We start from the raw sequence: 18966 nt of genomic DNA on the forward strand, positions 1-18966 counted from the left end.
GCGGCCAGGCGGGTGATCGCCCGTGAGGGCTACCTGGGGCGGTCCGTCCCGTACAGCCACACGTCCCAGACCTTCTTCAGGTCGTGCCCGGTCTTCTCCTCGGCGTAGGCGGTGAAGTCGGCCGTACTCGCGTTCCCGTGCCGGTGGTCGGCCGCCCAGCCGCGCAGCAGGGCGAAGAACTTCTCGTCGCCCACCTCCTGGCGGATCCGGTGCAGCACCATCGCGCCGCGCGCGTACACCGGCCTCGCGGAGATGTCCCCGGGCCCGGGCGGGGCGGCCGGCGGGAAGGCGTCCCAGCCGGGGCCGGCGTCCTCGTCGACGTCCGTGTCGCCGGCCAGGAACGCGTCGAACTCCTGCTGTGCGGTGGTCCCGCCGTGGTCCTCGGCCCACAGCCACTCCGCGTACGTCGCGAAGGCCTCGTTGAGCCACATGTCCTTCCAGGACTTCGGCGACACCGAGTTGCCGAACCACTGGTGGGCGAGCTCGTGCACCAGGGTCTCCTCGTCGGTCGCGCCGGGGAAGACGGGCTTGGTCTGGGTCTCCAGCGCATAGCCGAGGGTCCCGGCGGGCAGCACGACCGCTCCCGCCGTACCGAAGGGGTACGGGCCGAACCGGCCGGCGCCCCACTCGACCATCTCCGGCAGCCGCGCGAGGACCTTCCCGCTCGCCGCCGCCTCATCGGGCGCCACCGCGTTGTACAGCGCGATCCCCGACGCGGTCCGCCCCGTCTCCACCCGGTACCTGCCGACGACGGCGGTCGCCAGATAGCTCGCCATCGGCTCCGGGCTGTGCCACGCGAACACGGTCCGCCCGTCGGCGTCGGTGGTCCGCGAGCGCAATTCGCCGTTCGACACGGCCTCGTAGCCCTGGGGCACCGTGATCGTGATGTCGTACGCGGCCTTGTCGCTGGGGTGGTGGTTGCCCGGGAACCAGGCCATCGAACCCACCGGCTCGCCGACGCCCACCGCGCCGTCGTCCGTGGTGATCCAGCCCTCCTTGGCACCGTCGGTGTCGGTGAGGGCCTTCGGCCTGCCGGAGTAGTCGACCTCCGTGACGAAGACCTCGCCCTTCTTCAGGTCCTCGGCCGGGCGCACGGTCAGCTCGTTGCCGGTCCGGTTGTACCGGGCCCCGGCGCCCTGCACGGTCACGCCCTCGACGTTCAGGCCGCTGAGGTCGAGGTTGAAGGCGCTGAGCCCCTGCTCGGCGCGGGCAGTGATCACCGCCGTGCCGTGCAGCCGGCCGTCGGCGGGGTCGTAGTCCAGGTCCAGCCCGTAGTGCTCGACCTGGTAGCCGCCGTTGCCGGCCTTGGGGAAGTACGGGTCGCGCAGCCCGGAAGCACCCGGCCGCCCCTGCACGGCGCCGCCCGTACACCCCGTGGTGAGGGCGAGCAGGACGGCTGCGGCAAGGGCGGCGAGGCGGGGAAGAGCGCGGTGTTCCACGCACTCGATCCTAGGCTGGCGGGATCCTGACTACTTGGCGAGGGCGTCGACGCCGGCCTTGGCGAACTTCTCGTCCAGGTCGCCGCTCGGGGCGCCGGCCACGCCGATACCGGCGACCGGGGCGCCGCCCGCCTGCACCGGGGCACCGCCGCCGAGGAAGAGGGTGCCGGGGATGTCCTTCAGGTTCGGGGTCTGGGCGAGGCGGCCCACGAGCACCGAGGTCGGGGCGTTCCAGGACACGGCGGTGAAGGCCTTGCGCTGCGCCGACTCGTAGGACTGCGGGCCCGCGCCGTCGCCGCGGAGCGTGACGATGGTGTTGCCGTTGCGGTCCACGACCGCGACCGTCACCTTCTGGTTCTCGCTCTGGGCGGCCTGCAGCGCGGCCTGGGCGGCGCGGGTGGCGGCGTCGACGGTCAGGTGCGTCGAGGTGGTGAAGTTCTTGTCGCTCGGCTCGGCCTTCTTCGCGGAGGCGGCGGCCGGAGCGGCGGGGGTGGCGCTGGCGCTGACGGCGCCGAAGGTCCCGGCGCCGAGCAGGGCGACGAGGGCGGTACCGGTGAGGACGCGGGTGCGGGTGTTCATCTCTGCTCCTGAGGACGGTGACGCGGTGACTGGTACAAGCCTGTCGCCGGACCCCCCGCCACCCCGTCGGCGTACCGGCTGCCACCGGCTGCCGCAGCGGCTGACCCGGGGGTCATCCGATCGGTCGATGCGCATCGCCGCCACGACCGTATTGGCTGGTCACGCCGGACGGACCGGCCCGGCCGGTCCGTCCGGCCCCGCCGGAGGCGGAGCCCGGGCAACGGCGCCGCGGGCGAGAATGGACGTACGCCCCCACCCCAGGAGCCCCCGGTGAGCCACCCCGCGCGCAAGCCAGACACCCGCACGCTGGCCACGGTCGCGCACACCGCGTTCTTCCTGCTCCTCGGCGCCTCGCTGGCCCGTTTCCTCCTCCACCACCCCGGCGAACCCCGCACGCCGTGGGTCATCGCCCTCAGCATCACCCTGGCCCTCCTGTACGTACTCGGCCCCGCGGTCGGCGCCGCCCCGACCGCACGGCGGACCCTCTGGCTCGGGCTGATCGTCAGCACCTGGGTGGTCCTGGTCGTCCTCGCGCCGAGCTTCGCCTGGTGCGCCGTACCGCTCTTCTTCACCGCCCTGCGCACCCTCCCCTCGCGCGCCGCGATCGTCCTCGTCGCCCTCCTCACCGCCTTCGTGGTGATCGCCCAGCTGAAGCTGGCCGGGTCCTTCGACCCCAACCTCCTCCTGGCCCCGCCCGCCGTCGCCGCCCTCGCCACCGCCGTCTTCGTGCACATGGAGCGCCAGACCCAGGCCCAGAGCGCGCTGATCGACGACCTGATCCGCACCCGCCGCGAACTGGCCGCCACCGAACGCCGCGAAGGCACGCTCGCCGAACGCCAGCGGCTGTCCATGGAGATCCACGACACCCTCGCCCAGAACCTCTCCAGCCAGCAGATGCTCCTCCAGGCCGCCGACCGCACCTGGGACACGGACCCCGCCACGGCCCGCGCGCACGTCCGCACCGCCACCGGCATCGCCGCCCGCGGCCTCGCCGAGGCCCGCCGCCTGGTCCACGACCTGGCCCCGGCCGAACTCGCGGACGGCACCGGACTCGCCGACGCCCTGCGCGGCCTGGACGCCGGCCCGGACATCGAGGTCCGCTTCCACCTCGAAGGCACCCCGGCCGCACTCCCCGACCGGGTCCAGTCCGCCCTGCTGCGCATAGCCCAGGGCGCGCTGGCCAACGTCCGCGAACACTCGGACGCCCGGACGGCCGCGCTCACCCTGAGCTTCCTCGGCGACCAGGTGGTCCTGGACATCGCCGACGACGGCCACGGCTTCACACAGTCCCGGGGCGAAGCCGGGGACCGCGGCCACGGCCTCCCCGCCATGCGCGCCCGCGTACGCCAGCTCGGCGGCACCCTGACCGTCGAATCCACGCCGGGCGAGGGCACCGTCCTCTCCGCGGCCGTCCCCCTGGAGCCCACCGGATGACGACGATCCTGCTCTGCGACGACCACGTGGTGGTCCGCGCCGGACTCCTGGCCCTCCTGGGCAGCGAGCCCGACATCGAGGTCCTCGGCGAGGCGGGCAGCGGCGAGGAGGCAGTCGCCCTGGCCGCCAAGCTCCGCCCCGACGTGGTCCTCATGGACCTCCAGCTCGGCGAGGGCATCGACGGGGTCGAGGCCACCCGCCGCATCACCGCCCTCCCCAGGCCGCCGCACGTACTGGTCCTCACCACCTACGACACGGACGCCGACATCACCCGCGCCATCGGCGCGGGCGCGACGGGTTACCTCCTCAAGGCGGAACGCCCCGAGGAGCTCTTCGCCGCCATCCACTCGGCGGCCCAGGGCCGCACCACCCTCTCCCCGCCCGTGGCCAGCCGCGTCATGGCGCACATGCGCGGCACCCGCCCCACCCTGACCGACCGCGAACTGGACATCCTCGGCCAGCTGGCCCGCGGCCTCGGCAACCGCGACATCGCCCGCGCCCTCTTCATCAGCGAGGCCACCGTCAAGACCCACCTGGGCCGCATCTACGACAAGCTCGGCGTCGACACCCGCGCGGGCGCCGTCGCGGTGGCGAAGGAACAGCGCCTCCTGCCCTGACCGGCGGGGGGCACCGGAGGTCGGGACGCGTCCGGACCCGTGACACCATCGGATACGTGCTCGACATCGGCTACTCCCTCTCCCGGCGCTTCCCCGACCCCCCGCAGACCGACTACCGCTCGGCGGACGTCCACACCCTGCGTCACGACCTGTTCTGCGGGGACGTCTACCTCGCCGACACCAACGCGGACCGGGAAGTGTCCACAGCCTGGGGATGGGTGCCCGTACTGGACTTCGCCTGGGCCCTGTGCGACATCGTCGAGCAGCTCGACCAGGACCCGCGCGGCAGCCGCTCCGCCAACCGCCAGTACGCCGAACTCGACTTCACCGAGTCCACCGACCGGATGCTCTTCGAGCGCCGCTTCGGCTGGGTCGACGTCGAGGCCGACTGGATGCCGGGCGACGAGGAGCCGCTGACCTTCAGCCACCGCCTGCTGCGCCGCGAGGCCCGCGACTTCCTGCACGACCTCATCGCCGACCTCGTCGACATGCACGACGCCCTCGCCGACAACCCCGCGATCTGGATGCTCCAGTCCCGCTTCCCCCGCGTCCCGGCCTGACCCGTACCCCGGCCTCGCCCGCCCGGCCGGCCTCGCCCGGCACGGCACGGCACGGCACGGCCCGGCACACGCTGGGGCGCGGCTCCGCCGCCCGGGCCCGAGGGCCCGCTACGCGATCACCCGCACCCCCAGCTGCGCCGCCATCGCGGGGGCCAGCTCGAACAGCTGCCCCGGGCTGATCACGGCCCCGGCCAGGGCCTCCACACCCCGGGCGATCTCCAGCACACCGGCGGGCCGCAGATCCACGTCCGTCATCCGCACCCCGTTGAAATCCACCCCCCGCAGCGCGCAGTCGCGGAACTCCACCCGCTCCAGCACCGCGCCCGCGAAGTCCGGCTCCACGAGCACGCACCCCTCGAAGACCACGTCGCGCAGCCGTGCCTCCCGCAGGTTCAGGTAGTCGATCTTGCCGCCCCGGACCACCACCCGCTCCAGCACCGCCCCGTGCAACTGCACCCCGCCCAGCCGCGCGTCCACCAGCTCCACGTCCCGCAGCGAAGCCCCCGACAGGTCGGTCCCCACCCCCCGGACCCCCTCCAGCACCGAGTCCAGGATCCGCGCCTTCGCCAGGCCCGCCTCGTCCAGCGCGCACCTGCGCACCGCGCAGTCCATGAACCGGGCCCCGACCCCCTCCTGCCCCGCCAGGTCCAGATCCGCGAACTCCAGCCCGTCGTAGTCCCCGTCCGGCTCCAGCCCGGCCCCCTGCCACACCGCCAGCTCCGGCAGCCGCACCTGCGGCCGCCGCGCCGCCTTCACCGTCTCCTGCTGCCCTTTGCGCGCCATGGATCCATCGTGGCGCAGCGCACTGACAACACCCGGCAGTACCGGCAGTACCGGCAGCGCCTTGACCTCAACCGCGGTCGAGGTCCAAGGCTTGCGCCATGGACACCACGGGCACCATGAACGCCATCCGCCTGCACGCCTTCGGCCCCGCCGAGAACCTCACGTACGAGGCCGTCCCCACCCCCGTCGCGGCCCCCGGCCAGGTCCGCATCGCCGTGGCCGCCGCCGGCGTCCACCTCCTCGACACCACCCTCCGCCAGGGCATCCAGGGCCCCGCCCCCGCCCTCCCCGAACTGCCCACGGTCCCCGGCCGCGAGGTCGCCGGCACCGTCGACGCCCTCGGCCCCGGCACCGACCCCTCGTGGCTCGGCCGCAGCGTCGTCGTCCACCTCGGCTTCGCTCCCGGCGGCTACGCCGAGTACGCCGTCGCCGACGCCGACCGCCTGCACCCCGTCCCGCCCGGCCTCGGCCCCGCCGAGGCCGTCGCCATGATCGGCACGGGCCGCACCACGCTCGGAATCCTCCAGTTCGCCGGACTCGGCCCGGACTCCACCGCCCTGATCCCCGCCGCCGCCGGCGGCATCGGCACCCTGCTCGTCCAGTACGCGAGGAACGCCGGAGCCACCGTCATCGCCCTCGCCGGAGGCCCCGCCAAAACCGCCCTCGCCGCCGCCAACGGCGCCCACCTCGCCGTCGACTACACCGCCCCCGACTGGCCCGACGCCGTACGCGCCCACGCGCCCGGCGGCGCCACCGTGCTCTTCGACTCCGTCGGCGGCGCCACCGCCCGCGCCGCCCTCGGCCTCCTCGCCCCCCGCGCCCGCCACCTCGTCTTCGGCTGGTCCGCCGGCCCGCTCACCCTCACCGACGCCGAACGCGCCGACCTCACCGCCCGCGGCATCACCACCCGAAACGTGCTGGGCCCCGCCATGCTCCAGGCCGTCGGCGCCCCCGACCCGCTGCGTGTCCTGGAGACCCGCGCCCTCGCCGAAGCCGCCGCCGGCCGCCTGCGCCCGGCCGTCCAGCGCCACCCCCTCGCCGAGGCCGCGTCCGCCCACCGCGCCCTTCAGACCCGCGCCACGACCGGGAAGGTGGTCCTGGAGCCCTAGGAAGTGCCCTGTCGGCCGCCCGCGCCCAGCTCGGCCAGCGGCCCGTCCGTCAACCGGTACACCGACCACTCGTCCTGCGGCCGCGCACCCAAGGCCTCGTAGAACGCGATCGTCGGCGCGTTCCAGTCCAGCACCGACCACTCCAGGCGCCCGTAGCCGCGCTCCACGCAGATCCGCGCCAACTCCCGCAGCAGCGCCTTCCCGTAACCGCCTCCGCGCGCGCCCGGCCGCACGTACAGGTCCTCCAGATAGATCCCGTGCACGCCGCGCCACGTCGAGAAGCTGAGGAACCACACCGAGAATCCGACGACCTCCCCCTCGGGCGACTCGGCGACGTGCGCGAACGCCGCGGGCCGCTCCCCGAACAGCGCCTCGCGTAGTTGCTCCTCGGTCGCCCGCGCCTCGTGCGGCACCTTCTCGTACTCCGCGAGCTCACGGATCATCGCGCGAATGGCGGGAACATCGGTGACTTGAGCGCTACGAATCATCCCAGCACCCTAGAGCCGGCCGCCGCACCCCGCCCCAGCAGCACCTCGGCCATGGTCAGTTGCTCCTCCTGGAGCCGCAACTCCCCGTCCGCTACGTCCCACAGGCAGTTCTGCAGCACCCGCCCCAGGGTCCACGCCCGCGCCCGCTCACGGTCCAGGCCCAGCACCTCCGTCATCAGGTCGAACCGCCACCGCACCTCGTCCACCGCGAAGTTGTTGGCGATGGCCGGCAGCAGATCGAAGCCCGGGTCCCCGGCCAGCGGCTTCGGATCGATCGCCAGCCACGCCCCCCGACCGCCGCCGTCGGCGCCGCCCAGCACGTTGTCGTAGTGCAGGTCCCAGTGCAGCAACCGGTCCCCGGGCTCCCCCACCACCTCGGCCACCGCCGCCGCGCAGTCCCGCACCACCCGGCGGTCCCGTACGTCCTCCAGCCGCGCCAGCGCCCCCGGCACCGCCTCCAGCATCCCGGCGGCCATCGCGCCGAGCCCGCGCAGCCCCACCGGGGCCGGCACCGCCGTCAGCCGGGCCAGCAGCTCCGCGACCACGTGGACCGCCCGCCGGGAATCCCGCTCCGCGACCGCCGACAGGTGCCGCCCCTCGTCGAGCCGCTCCAGCAGCATCGCCCCGGTCGCCTCGTCGTGCTCCAGCAGCCGTACGGCGCCCGCCCCGCCCCACGCGCGCAGCGCGACCGGCTCCCCCGCGCTCTCCTCGTCGACCAGTTGCAGCTTCAGCGCGGCCGGCGTGCCGTCCGGGCGCTCCACCGGCAGCACCAGAGCCGTCACCCCGTGCATCCCCGGCCCCGTGCGCCGCAGCTCCCACCGCTCCAGGAACCGGCCCGCCAGCGCGGGCAACCCGGCGATGAACTCCCGCCCCGCCGCCCCGTTGAACCTGGCCTGCGCATCGGCCAGGGCCTCCGGAACCTCCACCACGTCCGCCATGTCCGCCCTGCCCCACGTATGTCGGCCACGAACCGAAACCCTCATCCAAAACGCAGCAAACCCCCCACCACCCTACGGCCCCCGCCACCCCTCCCACATCGACCATCCGGCCTGGAAACACGCCCCGAAGCACGACAACCAGTCCCTGGACACCCGTCCGAAACGGGGTGTAGCAACTCCCCCATGACGATCAACGGCGGCATTTCCTTCTGGTACGCGACCGACCACACCACCCCGGCCGCCCCACCCCGCGCACCCCTCACCGCCGATGCCACGGCCGACGTCGTCATCGTGGGCGGCGGCTACACCGGCCTGTGGACCGCCTACTACCTCAAGGCATCCGCGCCCGACCTCCGCGTCACCGTCCTGGAGCAGAAGTTCTGCGGCTACGGGGCCTCCGGCCGCAACGGCGGCTGGCTCTACAACGGCATCGCCGGCCGCGACCGCTACGCCACGCTCCACGGCCACCAGGCCGCCCTCCGCCTCCAGCGCGCCATGAACGAGACCGTCACCGAGGTCATCGACGTCGCCGCCAAGGAAGGCATCGACGCCGACATCCACCGCGGCGGCGTCCTCGAAGTCGCCCGCACCCCCGCCCAGCTCACCCGCCTCAAGGCGTTCCACGACGCCGAACTCTCCTTCGGCGAGACCGACCGCGAGCTCTACGACGCCACCGACACCCGCGCCCGCATCGACATCGCCGACGCCGTCGGCTCCACCTGGACCCCGCACGGCACCCGCATCCACCCCCTGAAGCTGGTCAAGGGCCTGGCCGCGGCCTGCGAACGCATGGGCGTGGTGATCCACGAATCCACCCCGGTCACGGACATCTCCCCCCGGAAGGCGGTCACCCCGTACGGCACGGTCCGCGCCCCGTACGTCCTGCGCTGCACGGAGGGGTTCACCGCCGCCCTCAAGGGCCAGAAGCGCTCGTGGCTCCCGATGAACTCCTCGATGATCGTGACGGCCCCGATCCCGGAGTCGACCTGGAAGCAGCTGTCCTGGTCGGACGCGTCACTCCTGGGCGACATGGCCCACGCCTACATGTACGCCCAGCGCACCGCCGACGGCCGCATCGCGATCGGCGGCCGCGGGGTCCCGTACCGCTTCGGCTCCCGCACGGACAATGACGGCCGCACCCAGCCGGCCACCATCGACTCCCTGCGCGACCTCCTCTTCTCCTTCTTCCCGGCCCTCACCGGAACGGAGATCACCCACGCGTGGTCGGGCGTCCTCGGCGTCCCGCGCGACTGGTGCGCCACCGTCACCCTGGACGCCACCTCGGGCCTGGGCTGGGCGGGCGGCTACGTCGGCTCGGGCGTGGCCACCACCAACCTCGCCGGCCGGACCCTGCGCGACCTGGTCCTCGGCGACTCCACGGACCTGACCACCCTCCCGTGGGTGGGCCACCGCGTCCGCCGCTGGGAGCCGGAGCCCTTCCGCTGGCTCGGCGTCCACGCCCTCTATGCCGCCTACCGCGAGGCGGACCGCCGCGAAACCCTCACCCACCGCCCGGCGACAACGCCCCTGGCCCGCCTGGCGGACCGCGTCTCGGGCCGCCACTGACCCCATGGAAAAAGGCCCCGGGTGATCACCCGGGGCCTTCCCCTTCCGCACGGATCCCCTTGGCCGTCAAGCCGCTGAGCTGGGATGGAGCCCCCTGTCGGATTCGAACCGACGACCTACGCATTACAAGTGCGTTGCTCTGGCCGGACTGAGCTAAGGAGGCACGACACCCACCCGCGAACCCACCGCGAGCGGAGCCGCCATCACTCTACACAGGGCCCGATTCCCCAAGCCATCGCATTGAAGACGCACCCGGAACCACCCACGCGCACGTTCGCCGGACGGACTGGTGTACCGCCGTAGCGGCTCGGAAACCCGCCGGGCACCCGGCCCCCACCGCGCCCGGTCCGACAAATCGGGAGCCCTGGGGTGCTGACAGGAGGCGTCGCGACGGGTAGCGTCGAGCGGAGTCCAGTTGGCTGGACTAGACCTTCCACTCGGATCGTCCGGCACGTTCCTGCCGGTAGAAGGGATTCATCACTCATGGCTTCTGTCACTTTCGACAAGGCGACCCGGCTGTACCCCGGCGGCGACAAGCCCGCCGTCGACCAGCTGGAGCTGGAGATCGAGGACGGCGAGTTCCTCGTCCTCGTCGGTCCGTCCGGCTGCGGCAAGTCCACCTCGCTGCGCATGCTCGCCGGCCTGGAGGACGTCAACGGCGGCGCCATCCGCATCGGCGACCGCGACGTCACGCACCTGCCGCCCAAGGACCGGGACATCGCGATGGTGTTCCAGAACTACGCGCTCTACCCGCACATGTCCGTCGCCGACAACATGGGCTTCGCGCTCAAGATCGCAGGCGAGGACAAGGCCACCATTCGCAAGAAGGTGGAGGACGCGGCGAAGATGCTGGACCTCACCCAGTACCTCGACCGCAAGCCGAAGGCACTGTCCGGCGGCCAGCGCCAGCGCGTCGCCATGGGCCGCGCCATCGTGCGCAAGCCGCAGGTGTTCCTCATGGACGAGCCGCTGTCGAACCTCGACGCCAAGCTCCGCGTCTCCACCCGTACGCAGATCGCGGCGCTCCAGCGCGACCTCGGCATCACCACCGTCTACGTCACCCACGACCAGGTCGAGGCCATGACCATGGGCGACCGCGTGGCCGTGCTCAAGGACGGGCTGCTCCAGCAGGTCGACACCCCGCGCAACATGTACGACCGCCCGGCGAACCTCTTCGTCGCGGGCTTCATCGGCTCCCCGGCCATGAACCTGGTCGAGGTCCCGATCACCGACGGCGGTGTGAAGTTCGGCGACAGCGTGGTCCCGGTGTCGCGCGAGGCGCTGTCGGCCGCGGCCGACGCGGGCGACCGTACCGTCACGGTGGGCGTGCGCCCGGAGCACTTCGACATCGCCGAGTCCGGCGGTCTGACGATCGTCGTGAACGTGGTCGAGGAGCTCGGCGCCGACGGCTACGTGTACGGATCGACGGCCTCGGCCGCGGGTTCGCAGGACCTCGTGGTCCGGGTGGGCGGCCGCCAGGTGCCCGAGAAGGGTTCGAGCCTGCACGTGGTGCCGCGGGCCGGCGAGATCCACGTGTTCTCGACCTCCTCCGGCGAGCGGCTCTCCGGCTGACACCGCCCGGACGGTGAAACGGCGGGAAGGGGCGTTCCGTTGGACGGGACGCCCCTTTCCGTGTCGCGCCGCCGCCGTGCCGGAACCCCGGCAGACCGGGCCATTCGGCCCCACCCGTCAACCCTCAATTCGAAAAGCCACGTCGAACCATCCCCCGTCAGGGTGACTAAATGTCGCCCGTTCTTCACCGAGCGCTACTCTCGCCTTCGTGACCCACACTGCCCGCCGTATCGGCCGTTCCCTCGCCCTGGTCCTGCCCGTCGTCCTGGTCCTGTCCGGGACCCTCGCGGTCACGATGGTTCCCTGGGCGGACACTTCGTCCTCCCAGATCCTCACCGCCGCCGCCGAGGACGTCTCCGTCCCCGCGAAGCCGCGCGCGGCGCAGGACCTGCTGCGCGACAAGCTCGTCGGCGAGATCCAGCAGGGGCAGGAGCCGGGTGACGTCCTGACCCACCTCCAGCAGGAGGTGGACAAGCGGCCGTCGCTGGCCGCGCACTGCGTGGGTATCGCGCGGGCGCTGGGACGGGCGGCCGTGGACGCGTACGGTCCGACGAAGGCCCAGTCCTTCTCCCGCCCCGTGTGCGACACCTCGTACGCGACCGGTGTCGCCTCCATGGGCTGAGCCGCCGCGTCCCTACGCTGGCCGGCATGACCGACGCCGAACCCGCGCCTCCCGCACGCCGATCCGCCCGCTCCGCCCGCTCCACCGGCTCCGCTTTTCCCGCAGCCGCGTTCCCCGCAGCGCCCTCCCAGGCAGTCGTCCTGGCGGGCGGCCAGGGTTCGCGGCTGCGGCCGTACACGGACGACCGCCCCAAGCCGATGGTCGAGATCCCGGGGACGGGGGTGCCGATCATCGGGCACCAACTGGCCTGGCTGGCCTCGGAGGGGGTCACGGACGCCGTGGTCTCGTGCGGACATCTCGCCGGTGTGCTCCAGGAGTGGCTGGCGGAGGCGGTGTTGCCGCTGCGCGTGACGACGGTGGTGGAGGAGGAGCCGCTGGGGCGGGGCGGGGGCCTGAAGTACGCGGCGCGCCATCTCCCGTACCCGGACCGGCCCTGGTACGCGACGAACGGGGACATCTGGACCCGTTTCTCGCTGCGCGAGATGGCCGCGTTCCACGCGGAGCGCGGCGCGGTGGCGACGCTCGCGCTGGCCCGGCCGCGGATTCCGTGGGGGGTGGTGGAGACGAACGAGTTCGGGCAGGTGCTGGACTTCATCGAGGCTCCGCCGTCGCCCTATCCGGTCAATGCGGGCGTGTACGTCTTCGGGCCCGAATTCGCCGCGCTGCTCCCGGACTTGGGGGACCACGAGCGGACCACGTTCCCGCGGCTGGCGCGCGAGCGCCGGCTAGCGGGCTTCCCGCTGCCCCAGGGGGCCTACTGGCGGGCGATCGACACGGCGAAGGACCTGATCGAGGCCGCACGGGAGTTGGAGGCGCAGACGGGCCCCTGAAGCCCTTCACAGGCCCACGTGCCACATGTCGCACGGCACACGCGGAGGGGCCCGGCACGCCGTGCGTGCCGGGCCCCTCCGTCCGTCGAGGCTGCCAGAAGTGGTCAGCCGGTGCTCAGCCGATGATTCCGCCGATGAGGCCGGGCTGCTTCGTCGGGGACCCACCGCTCGTGGACCCCGAGGAAGTGACCGGCGCCTTCGGAGAGCTGGACTGCCGCGGCGTGCTGCGCGGGGTCTGCCTGCTGGTGGTGCCCTTCGACGCGCTGGGCGACTCGGAGCGGGATCCGGCGGTCTCACGGGCGGGGGCGCCGGAAGCGGTCTTGCCGGACTTCGCGGCCGGTTCGGACGGGGTGGCCGAGGGCTGCGGCTCCTTGGACGACGGCTGTTGGGTGGGCTGCTGGCTGGGCTGCTGCCTGGCCGGCGCCTTCGGCAGCGGGCGGCCCGGCAGGTAGTTGCTGGGGGCCTGGCCCGGTCCGGGCACGGTGACCACGGTCGTGGAGCGGACGGCGCCGCCGAGCAGCGAGCCGATGAGCAGGGTGAGCCCGCACACGACGGTGGCCATGACGGCTCCGCGGCGCAGTACGCGCCGACGCAGCCGCCAGACCTCTGAGCGCGGCCCGAGGGTGCGCCAGGCTTCGCCGGCGAGGCGGCCGTCGAGGGAGTAGACCGGCGCGCCCGCGATGATCAGGGGGCTCCAGGCGGCGAGGTAGATGATGTCCGGCGCGTCGTAGGCCGGGACGGTCTTCCAGCTCACCGTCATCAGCAGCGCGGCGGAGAGCAGCGCCCCGAAGCAGGCGGCGAACCGCTGCCACAGGCCGAAGACGGTCAGCACGCCGACGATGACCTGGAGGAACGCCACCGTGAGGCCGGCGCCGACCGGGTGCGCGAGCGCGAAGTCGCGCAGCGGTTCGGCCAGGGCCCAGGGGTGGAGGGTGTGCAGCCAGGTGACCATGGAGCCGCGTTCGCCGCCGTCGAAGTAGACGGGGTCGCACAGCTTGCCCATGCCGGCGTAGATCGAGATGAAGCCGAGGAAGACGCGCAGCGGGAGCAGCACGACGCCGAGGTTCATCCGGCGGCCCGGGTAGTAGGAGGCCTGTGCACGGGCGTCGGGGCCGGGGCCGGGGCCGGGCCGCCGGGAGTCCTCGCCGGGACGGGTGCCGTGCGGATCGCCGTACGGCAGGTCCCGTACGGGGGCCATCGGGCGCGTCTCGTCGGGGTACCCGTAGGTGCGCTGGCCGATGACGGTCGGCGTGGCCAGCGTGTCCTCGGCGAGGTCGTGGGCCAGGTCGAGGCGCGGGATGACCTGGGTGGCGACGCCGTCGTACTCGTCGTGGCCGCGAACGGCCTGGAGGAGTCCGCCCATGGCCGCGGAGTCGCCCGCCTCCGACCTGCCGCTCCAGACCACGGGTGATCTGCGGCGGGTGGCTCCGGCGGCGGCGACCACGGCGCCGCCCAGGACGGCTGCCCGGCCGGGGGCGTTCGCGGGCTTGGAACGCGCGCTCGGGCTCGGTGCGAGCCGCACGCGGAAGCTGGCGTGGTTGACGATGACCTGTGCGGGGTCGCACGGCACCTTGACCATGCTCAGCGCGGGCTGGTCGTCGAACCCTGACGTTCTGGTGTCCACACTCATCTAACCGAGTGATCAGTGTTTAGGACACTGCCTTGACACCAGGGATGTGTCCGAGACCCGTCAAGATCAAGCCACCCCGCCCATAACGGGCGGGGTGACACGCTCACGGGTCTCTTTTCGTGAGCCAAGTGGATCAAGCGGATCGCGCGGATCAGGGCCGGTCAGACCCATCCGGGCCGATCCGGGCCGATCCGGGCCGATCCGGGCCGGTCAGACGCGACCGCGGCCCGCCCGGCGGCGCGCGGCCTCGTAGAGCACGACGCCGGCGGCGACACCGGCGTTGAGGGACTCGGCACCGCCCGGCATCGGGATGCGGACGAGGTAGTCGCAGTTCTCGCCGACGAGGCGGCCGAGGCCCTTGCCCTCGGAGCCGACGACGATGACGACGGGGCCGCCCAGCACCTCCAGGTCCTGCACCTCGTGCGTGCCCTCGGCGGCGAGGCCGACGACGGTGATGCCGGCCTTCTTGTAGTCCTGGAGGGCGCGGGTCAGGTTGGTGACGCGGGAGACCGGGGTACGGGCGGCGGTGCCGGCCGAGGTCTTCCAGGCGCCGGCGGTCATGCCGGCGGCGCGGCGCTCGGGGATGACCACGCCGTGGCCGCCGAAGGCGGAGACGGAGCGGACGATCGCGCCGAGGTTGCGCGGGTCGGTGACGCCGTCGAGGGCGACGATCAGCGGCTCGTCGCCGTTGTCGTACGCGGCGGCCGTGAGGTCCTCGGGGTGCGCGTACTCGTACGGCGGGACCTGGAGGACCAGGCCCTGGTGGTTGAGCCCGTTGGTCATGCGGTCGAGCTCGGGGCGCGGGGCTTCCATCAGGTTGATGTTGCCGCGCTCGCCGGCGAGCTGGAGGGCCTCGCGGACGCGCTCGTCGTTGTCGATGAACTGCTGGACGTAGAGGGTGGTGGCGGGAACGCCGTCGCGCAGCGCCTCGAAGACCGGGTTGCGGCCGACGACCATCTCGCTGGTGCCCTTGGGGCCGCCGCGGCGGGGGGCGGGGCGGCGCTTGGCGGCCTGGCGGGCCATGGCGTTGGCGATGCGGTTCGCCTTGTGCTTCTTGCGGTCCTCGGCCTTGGGCGTGGGGCCCTTGCCTTCCAGGCCCTTGCGCCGCTGGCCACCGCTGCCGACCGTGGCGCCCTTCTTGTTGGACGTGCGGCGGTTCCTGCGCTGGCTGTTCCCGGCCATGACCTCTACCTGTTTCGTTGATGCTGCGATATGTACGTATGAAGAGTGTGCCGCCCGGAGCGCCGGGCGGCACACCAAGTCAGCTGCGCGGGCTCAGCGGGGGCCGAGCGTCCAGCGCGGACCCGTCGGGCTGTCCTCGATGACCAGTCCGGACTGCTGGAGCTGGTCGCGGATGGCGTCGGCCGTCGCCCAGTCCTTGCGGGCGCGGGCGGACTCGCGCTGCTCCAGGACGAGGCGCACGAGGGTGTCCACGGCGCCGTGGAGGTCCTCGCCGCGGTCGGCCTCGCCGGCCCAGTGCGGGTCGAGCGGGTCCAGGCCGAGGACGATGAGCATGGCCCGCACCTCGGACAGCCGGGCGATGGCCGCGTCCTTGTCGTCGGCGGCGAGCGCGCTGTTGCCCTGGCGGACGGTGGTGTGGACGATGGCGAGCGCCTGCGGGACGCCGAAGTCGTCGTCCATGACCTCGGCGAAGGCGGGCGGGACCTCGGCGGCGGGCTCGACGGCCCCGCCGGCCTTCTCGATCACGCGCTGGTAGAAGCCCTCGATGCGGGCGAAGGCGGACTCCGCCTCGCGCAGGGCCTCCTCGCTGTACTCGATCATCGAGCGGTAGTGCGGGGTGCCGAGGTAGTAGCGCAGGACGATCGGGCGCCACTGCTTGACCATCTCGGAGACGAGGACCGAGTTCCCGAGGGACTTGGACATCTTCTCGCCGGACATGGTGACCCAGGCGTTGTGGACCCAGTACTGGGCGAACGCGTCGCCGAAGGCCTGGGCCTGCACGATCTCGTTCTCGTGGTGCGGGAAGATCAGGTCCAGCCCGCCGCCGTGGATGTCGAAGGCGCTGCCGAGGTACTTGTGCGCCATCGCGGAGCACTCCAGGTGCCAGCCGGGACGGCCGCGGCCCCACGGGGTCTCCCAGTCCGGCTCGCCGGGCTTGGACGCCTTCCACATGGCGAAGTCGCGGGGATCGCGCTTGCCGGTGATGCCCTCCTCGGCGGGCTGGCGCAGGTCGTCGAGGTCCTGCTTGGACAGCGCCAGGTAGCCGGGGAAGGAACGCACGTCGAAGTAGACGCTGCCGTCCGCCTCGTACGCGTGGCCGCGCTCGATGAGGCCGCGCATCATCTCGATCATCTCGGGCACGTGGCCGGTGGCGCGCGGCTCGTAGGTGGGCGGGAGGCAGCCGAGCGCGTCGTAGCCGTCGTTGAAGGCGCGCTCGTTCTCGTAGCCGATGGACCACCAGGGGCGGCCCTGTTCGACGCCCTTCTTGATGATCTTGTCGTCGATGTCGGTGACGTTGCGGATGAAGGTGACGTCGAGGCCGCGGTAGGTGAACCAGCGGCGCATGATGTCGAAGTTCAGGTAGGACCTGACGTGCCCGATGTGCGGGGCCGCCTGCACCGTGGCGCCGCACAGGTAGATCGAGACGCAGCCCGGAGTGAGCGGGGTGAAGTCGCGGATCTGCCGGGCGCTGGTGTCGTACAGGCGAATAGTCACGGCATCCAGGGTAGTGCGCGTATAGCAGTGCCCCGCGACCCTTTGGGGCCCCGGGGCACCTTTGTTGCCGAAGAAGTGCCGACTCCGGGCGTTTTCAGGCCTGGTTCGTCCGGTACACGAGGGCTGTGGCGATCGCGGCGAGCCCTTCGGCCCGGCCGGTGAGGCCCAGTCCGTCGGTGGTGGTGCCGGAGACGGAGACGGGGGCGCCCGCCGCGGCGGCGAGCGCCTTCTGCGCCTCTTCGCGCCGTTTGCCGATCTTCGGGCGTACGCCGATCACCTGGATGGCGATGTTGCCGATCTCGAAGCCCTCGGCACGGACGATGCGGGCGGCCTCCGCCAGGAGGGTGACGCCGGCGGCGCCGGACCACTCGGGGCGGGAGGTGCCGAAGTGCGCGCCGAGGTCCCCGACGCCGGCGGCGGAGAAGAGGGCGTCGCAGGCGGCGTGCGCGGCGACGTCGCCGTCGGAGTGTCCGGCCAGGCCGTCCTCGCCCTCCCACAGCAGCCCGGCGCACCACAGCTCGCGTCCGGCCTCGAAGGCGTGCACGTCGGTGCCGATGCCGACGAGCGGGATCAGGGGACTAGTAGGCATCGGTGGCCCTCCTGCGGGCGAGTACGGCCTCGGCGAGGACGAGGTCGAGGGGGCGGGTGACCTTGAAGGCCTCTTCGTGGCCGGGGATCACCACGACGGTGACGCCGAGGCGCTCCACCATGCCGGCGTCGTCGGTGGCACCCTCGCCGTCGGCCGTGCCCGCCGCGAACTCGTCGTGCGCGCGCCGGAGGGTGGTGAGGTCGAAGCCCTGCGGGGTCTGTACGGCGCGCAGCCGGGCCCGCTCGGGAGTGCCGAGGACGGGCTCGGGGTCACCGGGCTTGCCGGGCTCGACCTCCTTGACCGTGTCGGCCAGCGGCAGGGCGGGGACCACGGCGGGGGCTCCGTCGCGGACGGCGTCGACGACGGAGTCCACGGTGTCGACGGGGACCAGGGGGCGGGCCGCGTCGTGCACGAGTACGGAGGTGATGTCCGGGGGAAGGGCGTCCAGGCCGGCGCGTACGGACTCCTGGCGGGTCTCCCCGCCGGGGACGACCAGGATCTCGGTGCGGTCGGGCAGCGCGTGCTCGTCCAGCAGCAGCCGCACCTCGGCGGCGCCGTCGGACGGGGCGACGACGACCACGAGGGAGACCGCGCGGGAACGGGCCATCGCGCGGACGGCGTGGATGAGCATGGGGGTGCCGCCGATGGCCCGCAGGGCCTTGGGGGCGCCGGGGCCGAGGCGTACCCCGCGGCCGGCGGCCGGGATCACGGCGGCGGTGCGGTGGGGGCGCGTTTCGTCAGACATCAGTAGCTCCGAGCCAGGTTTGTGACTTCGGCCGACATGGGTATGGCCCTGGGGGTACCCCCCGGCACGCCAGTGAAGAAGATCATGGAAACAGACATGCCGCAGCGCCCGGCGACAGCCCCTCGTGAAGGAGAGGCAGCGTCATCGGGCACCACGGCACAACTGTGTACACACTGTTTTGATGAACTTCGATGAACGGGAACTCGCGTCAGGACGCGAGAACCTCGTCGAGGAGGGCCTCGGCCTTGTCCTCGTTCGTGTTCTCGGCGAGCGCGAGCTCGCTCACCAGAATCTGACGCGCCTTCGCGAGCATGCGCTTCTCACCCGCGGAAAGCCCGCGCTCACGCTCACGACGCCACAGGTCACGCACCACTTCGGCGACCTTGATGACATCGCCAGAAGCGAGCTTCTCCAGATTTGCCTTGTAGCGCCGGGACCAGTTCGTCGGCTCTTCTGCATACGGTGCGCGGAGCACCTCGAAGACCCGGTCCAGCCCGTCCTGGCCGACTACGTCGCGAACGCCGACGAACTCCGCATTGTCCGCAGGCACACGAACCGTCAGGTCGCCCTGAGCGACCTTGAGCACCAAGTAGGTCTTGTCCACGCCTTTGATCTGACGAGTCTCAATGGCCTCGATCAGCGCGGCCCCGTGATGGGGATAGACCACGGTGTCGCCAACCTTGAACGTCATGTGACAGGTACCCCTTCCGTGGCTATCCAGGGTAACACGAGAACTGACTGTTATGAATGGCGTTTTCGCAGGTCAGGGCACATCTCGGGGCTTGACAA

General features: G+C 72.4%; 19 protein-coding genes and 1 tRNA gene. 8 read left to right on the forward strand and 12 right to left on the reverse strand.

Annotated features, from left to right (window positions below; translation table 11 throughout):
* Positions 1-29 precede the first annotated feature (29 nt).
* Entirely contained in the window at positions 30-1439 is a 1410-nt protein-coding gene (locus OG429_RS18075) for a M1 family metallopeptidase (RefSeq protein WP_328926352.1), read from the reverse strand.
* A gap of 30 nt (positions 1440-1469) precedes the next feature.
* Entirely contained in the window at positions 1470-2018 is a 549-nt protein-coding gene (locus OG429_RS18080) for a GlcG/HbpS family heme-binding protein (protein ID WP_328926353.1), read from the reverse strand.
* A 270-nt stretch (positions 2019-2288) separates the two neighbouring features.
* Between OG429_RS18080 and OG429_RS18085 the strand changes: the two genes are divergently transcribed.
* Genes OG429_RS18085 through OG429_RS18095 form a run of 3 tightly spaced genes read left to right on the forward strand, consistent with a single transcriptional unit; the run spans position 2289 to position 4629 of the window.
* Entirely contained in the window at positions 2289-3452 is a 1164-nt protein-coding gene (locus OG429_RS18085; protein ID WP_328926354.1) for a sensor histidine kinase, read from the forward strand.
* Entirely contained in the window at positions 3449-4069 is a 621-nt protein-coding gene (locus OG429_RS18090) for a response regulator transcription factor (protein WP_328926355.1), read from the forward strand. The genes OG429_RS18085 and OG429_RS18090 overlap by 4 nt, the downstream gene beginning before the upstream one ends.
* A 56-nt stretch (positions 4070-4125) precedes the next feature.
* Entirely contained in the window at positions 4126-4629 is a 504-nt protein-coding gene (locus tag OG429_RS18095) for a hypothetical protein (RefSeq protein WP_328926356.1), read from the forward strand.
* Between the two features lie 108 nt (positions 4630-4737).
* Here OG429_RS18095 and OG429_RS18100 read toward each other — a convergent pair whose 3' ends face one another.
* Positions 4738-5412, reverse strand: coding sequence for a pentapeptide repeat-containing protein (locus OG429_RS18100; protein ID WP_328926357.1), 675 nt, complete (start codon positions 5410-5412; stop codon positions 4738-4740).
* A 116-nt stretch (positions 5413-5528) separates the two neighbouring features.
* Here OG429_RS18100 and OG429_RS18105 point away from each other — a divergent pair, with 116 nt between their 5' ends.
* Complete coding sequence (locus OG429_RS18105; protein WP_328930326.1) at positions 5529-6521, forward strand: zinc-binding dehydrogenase; 993 nt, start codon at positions 5529-5531, stop codon at positions 6519-6521.
* Here OG429_RS18105 and OG429_RS18110 read toward each other — a convergent pair.
* Positions 6518-7009 (reverse strand): GNAT family N-acetyltransferase, encoded by a 492-nt coding sequence (locus OG429_RS18110; RefSeq protein WP_328926358.1) that lies wholly within the window; start codon positions 7007-7009, stop codon positions 6518-6520. The two genes, OG429_RS18105 and OG429_RS18110, sit on opposite strands and share 4 nt — an antisense overlap.
* Complete coding sequence (locus OG429_RS18115; protein WP_328926359.1) at positions 7006-7947, reverse strand: aminoglycoside phosphotransferase family protein; 942 nt, start codon at positions 7945-7947, stop codon at positions 7006-7008. Before OG429_RS18115 ends, OG429_RS18110 begins: the two co-directional genes overlap by 4 nt.
* 183 nt (positions 7948-8130) lie before the next feature.
* On the opposite strand from OG429_RS18115, the gene OG429_RS18120 reads away from it, so the two are divergent.
* Positions 8131-9513: an NAD(P)/FAD-dependent oxidoreductase gene (locus OG429_RS18120; protein WP_328926360.1), complete on the forward strand. Its 1383-nt coding sequence runs from the start codon at positions 8131-8133 to the stop codon at positions 9511-9513.
* 85 nt (positions 9514-9598) lie between these two features.
* On the opposite strand, the gene OG429_RS18125 is transcribed toward OG429_RS18120, so the two are convergent.
* Positions 9599-9676 (reverse strand) — tRNA-Thr (locus tag OG429_RS18125).
* Between the two features lie 320 nt (positions 9677-9996).
* On the opposite strand from OG429_RS18125, the gene OG429_RS18130 reads away from it, so the two are divergent.
* From OG429_RS18130 to OG429_RS18140, 3 genes are all read left to right on the forward strand, one after another.
* Positions 9997-11085, forward strand: coding sequence for an ABC transporter ATP-binding protein (locus OG429_RS18130; protein ID WP_328926361.1), 1089 nt, complete (start codon positions 9997-9999; stop codon positions 11083-11085).
* 208 nt (positions 11086-11293) lie between these two features.
* Positions 11294-11707, forward strand: a complete 414-nt coding sequence (locus OG429_RS18135; RefSeq protein ID WP_328926362.1) for a hypothetical protein — start codon at positions 11294-11296, stop codon at positions 11705-11707.
* Positions 11708-11733: 26 nt separating this feature from the next.
* A complete protein-coding gene (locus tag OG429_RS18140; protein ID WP_328926363.1) occupies positions 11734-12537 on the forward strand; it encodes a nucleotidyltransferase family protein in 804 nt (267 codons plus the stop codon).
* Between the two features lie 115 nt (positions 12538-12652).
* Here OG429_RS18140 and OG429_RS18145 read toward each other — a convergent pair whose 3' ends face one another.
* From OG429_RS18145 to OG429_RS18170, 6 genes are all read right to left on the reverse strand, one after another.
* Entirely contained in the window at positions 12653-14167 is a 1515-nt protein-coding gene (locus OG429_RS18145) for a DoxX family protein (protein WP_328926364.1), read from the reverse strand.
* Positions 14168-14377: 210 nt separating this feature from the next.
* Positions 14378-15349 carry a 23S rRNA (guanosine(2251)-2'-O)-methyltransferase RlmB gene (gene rlmB, locus OG429_RS18150; protein ID WP_328926365.1) on the reverse strand — a complete coding sequence of 324 codons (972 nt, stop codon included), beginning with the start codon at positions 15347-15349 and terminating at the stop codon, positions 14378-14380.
* A gap of 93 nt (positions 15350-15442) precedes the next feature.
* Positions 15443-16843: a cysteine--tRNA ligase gene (cysS, locus tag OG429_RS18155; RefSeq protein ID WP_328926366.1), complete on the reverse strand. Its 1401-nt coding sequence runs from the start codon at positions 16841-16843 to the stop codon at positions 15443-15445.
* A gap of 94 nt (positions 16844-16937) precedes the next feature.
* A complete protein-coding gene (ispF, locus tag OG429_RS18160; RefSeq protein ID WP_328926367.1) occupies positions 16938-17432 on the reverse strand; it encodes a 2-C-methyl-D-erythritol 2,4-cyclodiphosphate synthase in 495 nt (164 codons plus the stop codon).
* Positions 17422-18177: a 2-C-methyl-D-erythritol 4-phosphate cytidylyltransferase gene (ispD, locus tag OG429_RS18165; RefSeq protein ID WP_328926368.1), complete on the reverse strand. Its 756-nt coding sequence runs from the start codon at positions 18175-18177 to the stop codon at positions 17422-17424. The genes ispF and ispD overlap by 11 nt, the downstream gene beginning before the upstream one ends.
* 208 nt (positions 18178-18385) lie before the next feature.
* Positions 18386-18868 (reverse strand): CarD family transcriptional regulator, encoded by a 483-nt coding sequence (locus tag OG429_RS18170; RefSeq protein WP_003953493.1) that lies wholly within the window; start codon positions 18866-18868, stop codon positions 18386-18388.
* Between the last annotated feature and the right edge of the window lie 98 nt (positions 18869-18966).

This window comes from Streptomyces sp. NBC_00190, from assembly GCF_036203305.1.
GTDB lineage: Bacteria > Actinomycetota > Actinomycetes > Streptomycetales > Streptomycetaceae > Streptomyces.

Excerpts from the sequence above, each read along its gene's own strand:
- OG429_RS18105 (WP_328930326.1), top strand. The coding sequence starts at position 5,529 with ATGAACGCCATCCGCCTGCACGCCTTCGGCCCCGCCGAGAACCTCACG.
- OG429_RS18120 (WP_328926360.1), top strand. The coding sequence starts at position 8,131 with ATGACGATCAACGGCGGCATTTCCTTCTGGTACGCGACCGACCACACC.
- OG429_RS18130 (WP_328926361.1), top strand. The coding sequence starts at position 9,997 with ATGGCTTCTGTCACTTTCGACAAGGCGACCCGGCTGTACCCCGGCGGC.
- OG429_RS18100 (WP_328926357.1), bottom strand. The coding sequence starts at position 5,412 with ATGGCGCGCAAAGGGCAGCAGGAGACGGTGAAGGCGGCGCGGCGGCCG.
- OG429_RS18080 (WP_328926353.1), bottom strand. The coding sequence starts at position 2,018 with ATGAACACCCGCACCCGCGTCCTCACCGGTACCGCCCTCGTCGCCCTG.
- rlmB (WP_328926365.1), bottom strand. The coding sequence starts at position 15,349 with ATGGCCGGGAACAGCCAGCGCAGGAACCGCCGCACGTCCAACAAGAAG.
- OG429_RS18140 (WP_328926363.1), top strand. The coding sequence starts at position 11,734 with ATGACCGACGCCGAACCCGCGCCTCCCGCACGCCGATCCGCCCGCTCC.
- OG429_RS18110 (WP_328926358.1), bottom strand. The coding sequence starts at position 7,009 with ATGATTCGTAGCGCTCAAGTCACCGATGTTCCCGCCATTCGCGCGATG.
- OG429_RS18090 (WP_328926355.1), top strand. The coding sequence starts at position 3,449 with ATGACGACGATCCTGCTCTGCGACGACCACGTGGTGGTCCGCGCCGGA.
- OG429_RS18115 (WP_328926359.1), bottom strand. The coding sequence starts at position 7,947 with ATGGCGGACGTGGTGGAGGTTCCGGAGGCCCTGGCCGATGCGCAGGCC.
- OG429_RS18145 (WP_328926364.1), bottom strand. The coding sequence starts at position 14,167 with ATGAGTGTGGACACCAGAACGTCAGGGTTCGACGACCAGCCCGCGCTG.
- OG429_RS18170 (WP_003953493.1), bottom strand. The coding sequence starts at position 18,868 with ATGACGTTCAAGGTTGGCGACACCGTGGTCTATCCCCATCACGGGGCC.
- ispD (WP_328926368.1), bottom strand. The coding sequence starts at position 18,177 with ATGTCTGACGAAACGCGCCCCCACCGCACCGCCGCCGTGATCCCGGCC.
- ispF (WP_328926367.1), bottom strand. The coding sequence starts at position 17,432 with ATGCCTACTAGTCCCCTGATCCCGCTCGTCGGCATCGGCACCGACGTG.